Annotated in this window: 13 protein-coding genes; 8 read left to right on the top strand and 5 right to left on the bottom strand. The window is 46.3% G+C overall.

All coding sequences use genetic code 11. From position 1 onward, the window contains the following. Window positions 1-15: 15 nt before the first annotated feature. From K4039_RS01445 to K4039_RS01435, 3 genes are all read left to right on the top strand, one after another. Window positions 16-171, top strand: coding sequence for a hypothetical protein (locus tag K4039_RS01445; RefSeq protein ID WP_265233337.1), 156 nt, complete (start codon window positions 16-18; stop codon window positions 169-171). Window positions 172-276: 105 nt separating this feature from the next. Continuing rightward, a complete protein-coding gene (locus tag K4039_RS01440) occupies window positions 277-903 on the top strand; it encodes a DUF3038 domain-containing protein (protein WP_265233336.1) in 627 nt (208 codons plus the stop codon). Window positions 904-905: 2 nt separating this feature from the next. Then, window positions 906-2,111 carry a DUF4335 domain-containing protein gene (locus K4039_RS01435; RefSeq protein ID WP_265233335.1) on the top strand — a complete coding sequence of 402 codons (1,206 nt, stop codon included), beginning with the start codon at window positions 906-908 and terminating at the stop codon, window positions 2,109-2,111. 182 nt (window positions 2,112-2,293) lie between these two features. On the opposite strand, the gene K4039_RS01430 is transcribed toward K4039_RS01435, so the two are convergent. Both K4039_RS01430 and K4039_RS01425 read right to left on the bottom strand, forming a co-directional pair. Beyond that, complete coding sequence (locus K4039_RS01430) at window positions 2,294-4,372, bottom strand: abortive infection protein (protein WP_265233334.1); 2,079 nt, start codon at window positions 4,370-4,372, stop codon at window positions 2,294-2,296. A 5-nt stretch (window positions 4,373-4,377) separates the two neighbouring features. Continuing rightward, on the bottom strand, window positions 4,378-5,049 hold the full coding sequence (locus tag K4039_RS01425; RefSeq protein WP_265233333.1) for a hypothetical protein: 672 nt from the start codon (window positions 5,047-5,049) through the stop codon (window positions 4,378-4,380). Window positions 5,050-5,405: 356 nt separating this feature from the next. On the opposite strand from K4039_RS01425, the gene K4039_RS01420 reads away from it, so the two are divergent. Next, window positions 5,406-6,320: an OmpA family protein gene (locus K4039_RS01420; protein WP_265233332.1), complete on the top strand. Its 915-nt coding sequence runs from the start codon at window positions 5,406-5,408 to the stop codon at window positions 6,318-6,320. 479 nt (window positions 6,321-6,799) lie between these two features. Here the strand turns inward: K4039_RS01420 and K4039_RS01415 are convergent, their stop codons facing one another. Beyond that, window positions 6,800-7,906 carry an AI-2E family transporter gene (locus K4039_RS01415; RefSeq protein ID WP_265233331.1) on the bottom strand — a complete coding sequence of 369 codons (1,107 nt, stop codon included), beginning with the start codon at window positions 7,904-7,906 and terminating at the stop codon, window positions 6,800-6,802. A gap of 80 nt (window positions 7,907-7,986) precedes the next feature. Here K4039_RS01415 and K4039_RS01410 point away from each other — a divergent pair, with 80 nt between their 5' ends. From K4039_RS01410 to K4039_RS01400, 3 genes are read left to right on the top strand one after another with little or no spacing between them, the layout of a single operon-like run. Continuing rightward, the gene (locus tag K4039_RS01410; protein WP_265233330.1) at window positions 7,987-8,301 is read left to right on the top strand and encodes a helix-turn-helix domain-containing protein; all 315 of its coding nucleotides are present in this window, start codon (window positions 7,987-7,989) and stop codon (window positions 8,299-8,301) included. Window positions 8,302-8,325: 24 nt separating this feature from the next. Further along, window positions 8,326-9,282, top strand: coding sequence for an alpha/beta fold hydrolase (locus K4039_RS01405; RefSeq protein ID WP_265233329.1), 957 nt, complete (start codon window positions 8,326-8,328; stop codon window positions 9,280-9,282). 54 nt (window positions 9,283-9,336) lie between these two features. Beyond that, window positions 9,337-9,528 carry a DUF433 domain-containing protein gene (locus K4039_RS01400; RefSeq protein WP_265233328.1) on the top strand — a complete coding sequence of 64 codons (192 nt, stop codon included), beginning with the start codon at window positions 9,337-9,339 and terminating at the stop codon, window positions 9,526-9,528. 50 nt (window positions 9,529-9,578) lie between these two features. Here the strand turns inward: K4039_RS01400 and cysS are convergent, their stop codons facing one another. Continuing rightward, the gene (cysS, locus tag K4039_RS01395; RefSeq protein WP_265233327.1) at window positions 9,579-11,165 is read right to left on the bottom strand and encodes a cysteine--tRNA ligase; all 1,587 of its coding nucleotides are present in this window, start codon (window positions 11,163-11,165) and stop codon (window positions 9,579-9,581) included. A 239-nt stretch (window positions 11,166-11,404) separates the two neighbouring features. Next, a complete protein-coding gene (locus K4039_RS01390; protein WP_265233326.1) occupies window positions 11,405-11,980 on the bottom strand; it encodes a Uma2 family endonuclease in 576 nt (191 codons plus the stop codon). A gap of 128 nt (window positions 11,981-12,108) precedes the next feature. On the opposite strand from K4039_RS01390, the gene K4039_RS01385 reads away from it, so the two are divergent. Beyond that, window positions 12,109-12,399, top strand: a complete 291-nt coding sequence (locus K4039_RS01385) for a type II toxin-antitoxin system Phd/YefM family antitoxin (protein ID WP_265233325.1) — start codon at window positions 12,109-12,111, stop codon at window positions 12,397-12,399. Window positions 12,400-12,442 lie beyond the last annotated feature (43 nt).

The following is a 12,442-nucleotide window of genomic DNA, read 5'->3' as shown; positions in this document are numbered from 1 at the left end:
AATCGAGAATCGGGAATGGGTAATTGTCAAATTCTTTGTCTCTCTCCGACTCTCCGCTTCTGGCGTGGCGAAGCAAGGAATCAAAAAGCTCCGGCGGCGGGGGCGGGGGAGTGGACGATCGAACTCCCGCCACCGGAACTCGCCTGCGACGGTCGGTTGCTGGTAGATTGATAAATATACTTAAAAGTGAATGATAAAAATAAAGTATCTCTGAGAAGTCCTTGGTTCAGAATTTGTCATGCCAAAGACCCCGCATAACCGTATAGTTTGTTTGGAATGGATGTTGCCGTGATCTTAATGCCGTCAGAAACTTCGCTTACCGAGTCAAACCCGTTGATTTTAGACAGTTTGCCAGACTTGTCGCCGAACGATGGCGGGTGTCCCCGCCGGGCTAGATTGCAAATTGATTTGATGTTGCTGGCGATCGAGGCCTTGTATCTCGGAGGTGCTGAAGAAATGCTGGCAGTGTCGAAGGAGTTGGAATTGGAGTCAATTATCAAAAATCGGGTTGCCTTTTGGCTGATGCGCAATACTAACCCGCTGAGACGCTATACCCAGCGCCGCTCCCTGACTGTTGTGGAGGCAAAGGCGCTGGTGGCGATCGCCTGTAATATGGCGCGCAAGTTAACTGCGACAATTCGGCAGTTGCTGCTAGATTCGCAGCAGTTGCGATCGAGAAATATACCCCTAAATCAGAACTTGGTGCTTTTCGAGTATTTAGAACGTTTTCGAGCTCACTTTCGATCGCGCATGAACCCCAAGCGATCAGTAGTTGTAGCTTATGATTCCGACGAAAAGCTGGACGAACTAGCTTTAAACTTGTTGAGCAAACTGCTATTTTGTACAGGAACAGCCGGAATGCAGCGCTTCTGGGTTAGCCTGTTTGATGGAGAAGTGGAGTAAAAATGACTATTAGGCGTCAGTACAGTCTGCCAAATTGCACCCTAGTTCTAGAAGGGTTGAGCGATGGATCGGCAGCCAGCCAGTTAGAGACACGGCCAGTGCTTTCCATACTAATGAGTGCTGAATGCTATGTGACAGGGATCGGAGAGCCCCTGACGGGGGGACGAGAATTTTTTGAAAGCTTAGTGAGGGCCGTCAGTAGCTACGCTCAAGAATTTATGAGCGGAGTCCATTATCCCGATCGCTACGGCCCGAATTTGAGCATGGTACAGTTCCACAGAATTGATGGGAATTCGCACCGTTTGACCGTTCTACCCGCCTCCACAGGCAGCACCACCCAAATAGATCAAAAAACAGAACTGTCGGCGGTCGTAGATTTGACGACGGTACAGCTATTTGACTTGGTAGAGGCGATCGACCAATTTTTTGCCGACACTCAGACGCTACCGGAATTGTCGCTGCAATTAACCCCCATTTCCAAGCGTTATATCAAGTCTGCCGAACCTTTGGCGCAGCGGAGTTTGCCCGCGGTGGTGGGGGTGTCGAGTTTGGCTTTAGCGGCAATGGCGTTTTTCTTGGTACCAGTCCCCGAAGTCCAGCGCCCCAGAGATCCGGTACCACAGCCCAATGCTGCCGGCCAGAATCTGGGAACGCCCAATCCGGGTGGTTCAGGTTCGCCGAATCCCAATCCCACACCTGCGGCTGACGGTTTGCTACCTGGGGATAAAACTCCGAAAGCTGAATCGAGTTCACCAACTCCGAGCACTTCGCCGCAGTCGGACACTTCACCCTTGGCCACACCGCAGTCGAGCATTTCACCCTTGTCCACACCGCAGTCGAGCATTTCACCGGAAAGCACGCCCAGTCCTGTTTCCGAAGGTTCGCCCAGCCCTGGGGCAGCAGCCGTGCCGATTACAGATGCGGCAGAAATTGAGGTGTTGAAGGGTAAACTTTCCCAACAAATTGACGGAGTTTTGAAGAATCAGCGTGCTGTTGATGCGGAGTTGGTTTATCGGGTGAGTGTGGGTAAAGACGGCGCGATTGTCGGTTATAAGTCGGAGAATTCCGCAGCAGTCGCGAGATCCGCGGATGCGCCGTTGTCGGAGTTGCTTTACAAACCGGTTGGCACCAGGCCACCTGCGGAACCGCTGGCTGATTTCCGAGTAGTTTTTGCACCGGGTGGCACTGTGGCAGTCACTCCTTGGTAATGGTTGATTGTTGACTGTTGATTGTTGACTGTTGACTGTTAACGGTTGACTGTTAACGGTTGACTGTTGACTGATACCAAATCCCGCTTAAATGCTCCCTCAATCTCTTAGTCTGCGGAGGCAGACTTGGTTTTTCTAGTAGCGATTTCAATCGCCGAATCATCTACAAACCGATTGCTGATTCAAATTCCTGTCGGTGCGATCGGCTCAATATCTGGATCAAATCCCCCGACTTGATTGGTGCGAATGATCCACAAAAATGCTCCTTGTTTCAATAAAACTTTGGCAATTTCATCTTGAGTTCGCTTGGGTAGCATTGTTCGGTAACTAATCGCAGCTTTGATCAAGTTCATGATACCAGCAAAAAAGGTTTTTTTCAGTTCCGAATCAATCCCCGCCAATCTCGTATTTTTGCGCCAATCTGGACGGACAATACCAAGGGGAATTAATACTTTTTCTAAACTCTCTCCCAAAGCTACTAACTGATGAAATCTTTCGGTTTGTGCGTGGGTAGGATTTGTTTTTAGCCAGTCTTGAATTTGAGAATTTGACTCAACTTCGGAAGTAATTTTTTTAATTGTCGCGTAAATTGCCTGACTGGAATCTTGGACGCAAGAAGTTGCTGGCGTGACTAAAGTTGCACCGGTGCCGTCTCCGCTGCGGTAGCGCGCCATCATGATATCTAGTTGCTGGTTTAATTCGGTTAAAGGCGACAAAATGATGCCGTCAAAATCGTAGTCGTAACACACGCAGTCTAATTTACAAATAATATCGCACACCGGGCGATCGCCCAACCAGCCGCGCTGCAAGTCTCCCATGTAACTTTGCCATTTGCTCGAACCAGCCACAATTCCATCGGGGTTGTGGGCATAAACTTGTTTGTATTCTATGTCAAAACGTAGTTCGCTGGTAAAGCGATCGCGCACAACTTTTGCTACTCCAAAAGCAAAATGTCCGGTAACAATTCCCAGCGGTGCCGATTCGCCTTTTTTGCCACCGATACCGCCGAAACTGTGAATCACGATGCCGATGTCTCCTTCTTCCCAAGGCGAGATTGCAGTGTTTTCTGTAGCGTCATTTGGCGATAACAATACTCTTTTTGCTTGTCCTTTTTCAGCGGTGGTATTTTGCCAGTTTTCGCTACTTAAATAAGCGAGAGATTTTTTCAGTCCGAAATGTGTTTCATCCGGTGTTAATTGGGCAATTTTGCGAGGCTCGATTGCTTGCACTACAAAAATACTGTCTTCGTCTCTTTCGCCGTAAATGTACCAGCCGTCTGGATTTAATGGCGATTGTTCGATCAGGTGATTGGTAGACCTCGCTATGCCATTTTTATCTGGCTGTACTTGCGGAATCCGAATGATTTCGGCCGCGCCGTCAAATTGTTGGGATGTTTTGCTGAAATGCCGGACAATAAATTTGTCGCTGTCGGGTTTTTGGCGCTGTAAAATTGAGACTAATGCACACAAACGTCCGATAATTTGTACTGGTTCGCGATCGATAATTAGTTCTTGCCGATCGCTGCTGCTGTCGTTGATGACAATCACTGGCCTGCGTAGCATCACAGTCACGCTGTCTTCGCGTCTGCTACCTGCTAGAGTTTCTAGAGGGCCGACATTTCGCCAACCGTTCAATCTATCTGGATGAATGTTGCCTGATTTTTGACTTTTTTGAGTTTGCTTGGTGAAACTGATATCTTGACTGACGGCGTGGACAAAAAACTGTACTTGACGATTTGTACTCCACTTCAACAATGCTATTTTCCCAATAAAATTTTGATATTTTTTTGGTGCATTTATTACTTCAAAAAATACTGATCCATAGGTCTCGCGCTGTTCGCTTAATGGTAAAATTAAGCGCCCATGCCAAAGTGCGATCGGGTTGTATAGATAGGCAACTGCTGCTGAATCTTCGCAGACGATCTCTGGCTCAAGCGGTTCTGAAATCTCGCTTTCTCCTCCCCAAAAAGCCGCCGTATAACTTGCATCATTTTCAACAAACTGCGGCTCTAAAAAAACGTTTTTACTTGCGGTAAAATTGGCATTTGAATATGGCGATTTTTTGGCTAATTTTGGTCTAAAAGAATGGCGATTTTCCTCCAGATTATTCTGCAACCAATTGATAAAAATCCGAATACAAATAAAAACTGTTAGACCGAAAACAACAGCCAAAACAGTCAGCAGCAGAGTCAAAAGAAATTGCTCGAAAAATTGACCTGCAAGTAAAAGAATTGTGGGTTTGATCGAAGAAGATGCCGCCATAATATCTAAAAACGAGTTTTAGGTTCGATCCAGTCTGTGCTGGCTTGAGTGCCGAAAACTAAGGGTTTGTCTTCGCTGACAGCTACTGTTTGGCCAGTGATATCGACTGCACAAAGAGGCCAAGATCGATCGCCCAAATTGCCGGCACGGAACAGAACTTGTCCCGGACAAACTTGACTCCAACCCAACAATACAGCATGAGTGTAAAGACTGCGAGCCGGAGCAACGGTATAAGTGTAATTATCATTTTTATCCCAAATGACCGCGTAGTCGGACATATCGGAAGAGTTGAACAGCGCTTCAAATTCGCGGGCGAGAACGCGGGAACCGTCTTGATTCCAAGAAACAGGCACTAAAATGGCGATCGTCCCGGACATATCTGTGTCATCGCTAGCATACATTCCGCTTTCCGCCAGCGGCGAAGCAGCCGCCACCGTTTGCAGTTCCCCGGTTTTGAGATTTTCCACAAACATGACGCTACTAACCCGACACTCGGCTAATTCCGGCTGTACTTGCAACTCAATTCGACTGTAAGCCGCGTATTGGCCGTTAGTTGAAACTAAGGAAGGACTGCGATAGTAACGGAGGCCCGTGCCGCTAGTTGAACTAACCTTAGCGTGAGTGTCACTAATCCATTCCCAAGGAACGGGATAGGCGCTATTTAAAGGGTCGGTCATCGGTTTTTTGTCCAGAAGGTCTACAGTATTATCTAACAGATTTAGGCTTACACGCGGGGGACTAGAAATCCGGTTTCTCAGCAGATGCTGCGCGGCTAAACCCCAGATTTCTAGAAACCGGATTTCTTTTTTAGATTAGACATCTTGCAAAAGTCCTTTTAATTAAATTTTAGGACGGGCTAGAAGCCCATCCCACAAGAAAGAAAGATTTTTGTGGGATGGGCCGGAGATCCCGTCCCAGCTACTTTTGCAATCTTGTCTATTTGAGATTGGAGAAAAAATCTCAAATCTCAAATCTCAAATCAGATAGGATAGTATCGAAATTAATCTGGTATGTGCACCGAGAGGGAGGTAACATGACGCGAACTTCTAAACAAATACCTTCAATCCCCCCGACTCGCGCCTCCAAGTCGCGGGGAAAAGGCTTGCTTGTACTGTCGCTGATATTTCGATTGCTGCTGCTGGGAGTAGGCAGCGGTTTTGCGTGGGTTTTGGGGATGACGATCGCCCAAATTTACCCCTCACGCGCCACGGAAATGCCGATCGCCGAGAGATTGCTGCGCCTAACTCAAAATTTGACCCCCAGCCCGAAACGCGCCCCAGCAAAGCAAATTCCGGCGCTTCCAACACCAACCGTTACACCCACTCCCCAGTCAAAAGTTAGCCCAGCCCAAAGAGAGAAATTGCAAGGAGATTTGAGACAGTTGCAGGGCGAGCTCAACGCGCTAATTGGGCGCACAGCGGCTTTAGAGAGTCAGTTGGGTAGCAGTCGCCCGACGGAAACTTTGGAAAAGCGGTTGCAGTTGATGTCGCGGGAATTGGCTGCAACCGCAACTGCAACCGCTTCTCCTCTGGCTTTACCCACATTAAGCCCTGGAAATGCCAACGCGCAGCCGCAGAATGCGAAAAATCCGTTTGGAGGGGATGGGCTGATGGTAACTCTCCCCAGCGATGTTTTGTTTGATACGGGCAGCATTTCTCTGCGGGCTGGAACCAGTGCGATTTTGGACAATTTGGTGGCGGAGTTGCGCAGTTCTGAGGGGGCGACGGTGCGGGTTGCGGGCCACACTGACGACGTGGGGGAAGAGGCGGAAAATCGCAATGTCTCGTTGGCGCGGGCTCAGGCTGTGGTGCAGTATTTGTCTGGTGTCCTCGGTCAGAGTTATCATTGGGTGGCGATCGGCTACGGGGAAAGTCGCCCTTCGGTGGATAATAGTTCTGATATCAATCGGCAGCGCAACCGCCGCATTGAAGTGGCAATTAGTCCTTAGTCATTGGGCATTGGGCATTGGGCATTGGGCATTGGGCATTGGGCATTGGGCATTGGGCATTAGTCATTAGTCATTAGTCATTGGTCATTAGTCATTAGTCATTGGTCATTAGGTAAGGATTCAGGTCTAAAAACTTGCGGCTCCAACGCTTGTCTGGTGAGGGTTTTAGGGCAAAATAAGGGTTTTTGTCTTTCGTGGTTAATTGTCAATAAACGAGGAAAAGTGACAGTTTTTCGCGGCTTATTGAGAATAGAGATTGATTTAGTATCAAGCTCCAGATCTAAAGTCTTTGCCCAGCAAGGAGTTCAGTCACCTGAATCCTTACGTCATTAGTTAGCGGGCTTCTAGATACTAGACTTATTTCCTAAGTCTTTGATTGATAGATCGACCGCAGATATGAGCGGATAAACACAGATCAACGCAGATGATTTCAATATAGTTTGTGAATTCTGACAATTCAAGTCTACTGTGTTGAATGTTCAAGGTGTTATAGACGGTAAGTCAGAATTATTTTTAGCTTGATTTATTGTCTCTCGATGTTCACTCCTCAGCTTCGGTTTTAAATACAAGTTCTCAACTAAAGCCGCCACTCCCGCAAACCAAGGCGGCACAATTATTGCGCCGATAATTCCCAATACTTGCACGCCTCCGAGGACGGACAACAATTGATATAAGGGATGCACGCCAACCGAGGAACCAACCAGCAAAGGATCGAGCACGTAAGTTTCCAAGTTTTGGATAAATACAAATAAGAGCAATACCCACAAAAGTATCCAGCCGCCTTTAGCTAACGCTACGATTAATGCTGGTACTGCGCCCAAAACTGGGCCGATGAAGGGAATCAGATTTGTCACACCTGCGATCGCACCTAAGCCCAAAGCAAATTCCGGCATTCCCAAAACGCTCAAACCTGTGGTAATAAATATCCCTAAAATTCCCGAAACTAACACCCGTCCCCGAATATAACTCCCCATTCTTTGACCGATGGGAGTTGCTTGGGCGGCTAATCTTTCATCCCAAGGTTTCGGGAAAAACTGCACCAAACTTTTAATTAATGTGTTGCTATCAGCAACCATATAACCTGAAATAAATAATGCCAAAATTAAGCTGAAAACACCTCCTAAAATGCCTCTAGTTAAACTGTACGATCGCAAAATCAGTTGTTGACTCGATCGAATCAGCCAATTCGTCAGCGATTGAGTGTCCACAAACTGACCAACCAAGGTTGGGGCGTCGTCGGTTAAGCGACTCAATAGATTAGTTGCTAAGGTTTTCAGGCTTTCAGTATAAACTGGTAACAGTCGCACGAGTAACTGGATTTGTTCGATGATTGTCGGGCCGATTAACACTACAGTCCCGCTGAATCCGCCAATCAGACTTAGATAAACCAGAATTACCGCCAGCCAGCGGGGGAGGCGCAGGGTTTCGGCCCAATTGACGATCGGGACGATCGAAGCGGCGAGCACGACTGATATCATCAAAATTACTAGCAGGCTGCGTAATTGCCACAGCAGCACTAGCAGCAAGGACGATGCTACAATGAGCAGCAAGTTTGGTATGGAAATTGTAATCCGCTGTTCTGACATGATTGAGTAATTATATTGTTGCCGAATCTGTTACCCTTGATGTTATAATAAACTATACGATATAAATTATAAATAAGACAATGAAAGTGCATTCAAGCAGTGGGAATGTCTTTGCTGACTTAGGGCTCCCGAATCCTGATGAACTATTGATTAAGGCAGAACTAGCTCATCAAATCAGTGAGTTAATCTCGGAACGCAAAGTAACCCAGATTGAAGCAGCAAAGATTTTAGGAATCACTCAACCCCAGATATCAGCATTGATGCGCGGCAAATTATCCGACTTCTCTATAGAAAGCCTATTTCGTTTTATCAACGCACTCGGCAGCAATGTAGAGATTCGTATTGCCCACTCGCAACCAAATGTCCAAGGTCAAACTCGCATTGTCCTAGCATAGTACATAAAAAATTAAAAGATTAATATGCAGCCCCAATATTCAACCCCACAATTATCTCCCATTTCGTCTATAAAATCACCAACGCTGTTTTACGAATGGCAAAATTATCGCTGTGCTTATGATGTTTATCAACCAACTAATGCGACAGAAGATAGCATTCCTTTGTTATTAATCCATCCCGTAGGAGTTGGATTGTCAAAAGTATTTTGGCAGAGATTTTGCGAAAATTGGTACACATCGGGGAACACAAATCCGATTTACAATCCCGATCTTTTGGGATGCGGCGATTCCGAAATGCCTGCTGTGGCTTGCTATCCTGACGATTGGGCGGCACAGTTGCAGTTTTTCTTGGAGACTGTAGTAAAAAAACCTGCGATCGTAATCGTGCAAGGTGCTTTACTGTGTGTAGCCTTGGAATTAGCCAAAATCCAGCAGGAAAGCGGTTCTAATTTGATCCACGGATTAATCCTCGCCGGGCCTCCAGCTTGGGCGGTGATGAACAAACATTCGACAGAGAGACAGCAAAGAATCGTCTGGAATTTGTTAGATTCTCCCTTGGGAAACGCTTTTTATCGCTACGCCAGACGCGCTGAATTTTTGCGATCTTTTTCTGTTAAACAACTGTTTGGCGATGCGGCAAATGTTGATAGCGAATGGTTGGAGGCTTTGCAGGCTGGGGCGGCAAATCCTGACAGCCGCCACGCAGTTTACTCGTTTTTGGCGGGGTTTTGGCGCAAGGATTACAGCGGTACAATTCAAAAATTTGAACCTCCCGTACTCGTTGTCATGGGGGAAAAAGCCTCAAGCATCAGTCAATCGGGTAAAGAGGAAAAACCGGAGGAAAGACTAGCGCAATATTTGGCTAACTTTTCCAACGCAGAGGGTTTATTAATGCCGGGGCGCAACGTTTTACCCTACGAATCAACCGCAGAATTTGTCGAGGCTGTTGCCGAATTTGCGAATAAGTTAAAGCCGATATAACTTTTCCAGGACTAAGCTAAACTTAAAGAAAAGTGTACTCAACTCGGTCTTGTCATGAGCTATCGCAACATCATTACGATCGAACCAGGTAAACGCGGTGGAAAGCCTTGCATCAGGCGAATGCGAATTACGGTATATGATGTGTTAGGTTGGCTAGCTGCGGGAATGTCTCATGCAGAGATTATCGACGACTTTCCAGAGTTGACGGAGGAAGATATTAGAGCGTGTTTAGAATTCGGCGGTTGAAACCGCTTTTTGTCAAACAAAGTCTGCCTCCGCAGACTATGAATTGAGTTTCAACCACGGTGCCAGATGGTAGTACCATCCTTTTGATCGATTAGAGTAATCCCATTATCCTTAAGTTCATCACGAAGGCGATCGCCCTCAGCGAAATTCTTAGCTTTTCGGGCATCTTTCCTCTGCTGAATCATCACCTCAATCTCCTCATCAGTTAATCCGCTAATGATTTCAAATGTATTAATACTGAAAGATGCGGAAGGGATATTGATAGTCGCACTTAGCGGGACGAGTTTGGGTTTTCTAAATCCTAAAACTTCGGATAACTTAACCAGATTCTGCCACTTTTGTTGCAACACTTCCGAAGGTATTTCCGTTTTTCCCCCATGTACAATTATATTGCTTTCGCGCCGCAATTCCTTCGCCAATTCAAACAGAACAGCTAAAGCATTAGGAGTATTGAAATCATCATCCATCGCTGCTCTAAATTGCTGTACAGCCTCACTCTCCATTATGGGCAATTTCAGAGTTTTTTCTGAATCCCAGCCCAATTGGGAACCGTGCGAATCACCAAAAGCGAGGCTTTCTTCAAGAGTATGCCAGCCATTTCGAGCGCTAGCGATCGCCTCTTCAGTAAAATCAATCTGACTGCGATACTGCGCCATCAAAACAAACAGCCTCACCGCCATCGGTTCCACCGCTTTTGACTTATCACTCTTACTCCCCCCCTTAGCAAGGGGGGGCTGGGGGGGGTCAGATTCCAAATCGCCCGACCAATTCCCCTCCAACAAATCGCGAATAGTAATAAAATTGTGCAAAGACTTTGACATCTTTCTGCCATTGACAGTCACAAAAGCATTGTGCATCCAATAATTAGCCAGAGACTTACCAGTCGCGGCTTCAGATTGAGCAATTTCGTTTTCGTGGTGCGGAAAAATTAAATCGGAACCGCCGCAGTGAATATCAATTGTTTCCCCCAAGCAATCGCGCACCATCGCCGAACATTCAATGTGCCATCCGGGGCGACCTTTTCCCCAAGATGAATCCCAAAAAGGTTCACCGGGTTTTGCACTTTTCCACAGGGCAAAATCTGATGAATCTTGCTTTTTTTGAGCTTCTATTTCGGCGGTTTCTATTCTACCGCTAGCCCCGGATTCCATTTCTTCTAACTTGCGGCCAGAAAGCTTTCCGTAGTTGTCAAACTTGCGGACGCTGTAGTAAACGTCGCCGCTGTTCGCATAAGCAAAGCCTTTGTTTTCTAACTCGTGAATCAGCCGTTTGATGCCGTCCATTGAGTGTGTGGCGCGGGGATATTCATCAGCCCTGAGAATATTTAGTTTGTCCATGTCGGCCAAATATGCCTTGATGAAGCGTTCGGCTACGGCTTCCATTGTGGAATTTGTTTCGCGGGCGCGGTTGAGAATTTTGTCGTCAATATCTGTAAAATTCTGAACGTAGCGCACATCGTATCCGCGCCACATCAAATATCGGCGCACCATATCCCAAACAATGTAGGCGCGGGCGTGGCCGACGTGGCAGTAATCGTATACCGTAACGCCGCAACAGTACATCCGCACCTTTGAGGGTTCGAGGGGCTCGAAAGGTGATTCGCGGCGGGTCAAGCTGTTGTAAAGCGTTAGGGGCATGGGATTTTGGATTTGGGATTGATGTACTACTGTAATTTATTATATTGCGGTTGGTGAATCTTTTGATGTTATTACCAAATATGATTAACTCGGTCGTTGAAACCGCGTCTACACACACTCGGCGGTTGAAACCGCGTCTACACACACAAATTAACCCGGCGGTTGAAACCGCGTCTACACATACAAAGTCTGCCTCCGCAGACTAAGAGTAAGAGATAATTATTCAGGATTTAGAAGGATTACCAAACATCTGTTAAATCTAAGACAAATCCCGGTAATACATTTTCCCCGGATAAAGTGCTGGGGTTATTTAATATTTCCACATCCTGATTTTGTCTGTATATCTCGACTTTCTGGTTTTTGCGATCGATTAACCAACCCAAACGAGCTCCATTTGCGATGTATTCTCGCATTTTTTCTCGCAATGGTTCCATGTTGTCGGACTTAGATCGCAATTCTACAACAAAGTCTGGACAAAGGGGAGCAAAGCCTTCTTGTTCTTTGGGTGTGAGAGTTTGCCACCGTTCTAATTTAACCCAGGAAGCGTCTGGGGAGCGATCGGCACCATTGGGCAGTTTAAAACCGCTAGAAGAGTTAAATGCTACTCCCAGCTTGGTTTGGCGATTCCACAGCCAGAGTTGTCCTTCAATATCTAGGTTTCGATTGCCTGTCTCACTTCCAGTGGGTGCCATAATGATTAATTCTCCTGTAGCAGTTCTCTCTAGCCTTAAGTCACGGTTGACGGCCGCAATTTGCTGGAACTGTTCGTGAGTTACTTTGAAGGTCTGGGGAATGGTAATGGTAGTTTTGAGCATACTGTGCGGCCTCGCGATCGGCTATTACCTATTCTATTATATCACAGTCTTTTTTTACTATCAAAATTTGATTAACAAACTCCGCAAATACCATATAACATTGAATTAGATGCTAATTTAATGTTATTATGATAAACCTTTCAAGAGACATACATTCTCTCACCGATTTCAAACGTAATACGACTGAGTTTGTGCAGCGCCTCAAGCAAACAAAACATCCTTTAGTTCTAACTGTCAATGGGAAAGCAGAGTTAGTTGTTCAAGATGCTGAATCCTATCAGAAACTTTTAGATGCGGTTGAGTTATTGGAGACTTTAAAGGGAATTAAACTGGGTTTGGAACAAATGGATCGAGGCCAAGGGCAAAAAGTAGAAGATTTTTTTAATCAACTGTTTGATCAGCTAGACAATCCGCAATGAATCAGAAATATCAAGCTATGCCATTTCTCTGAAGTCTTGCTAC

The sequence above is a fragment of the Lyngbya sp. CCAP 1446/10 genome (genome assembly GCF_026130175.1).
In the GTDB taxonomy this organism is placed as follows: Bacteria; Cyanobacteriota; Cyanobacteriia; order Cyanobacteriales; family Microcoleaceae; genus Microcoleus.
The sequence above is the reverse complement of the archived record's forward strand: the minus strand, read 5'-3'. Positions and strand labels throughout refer to the sequence as shown.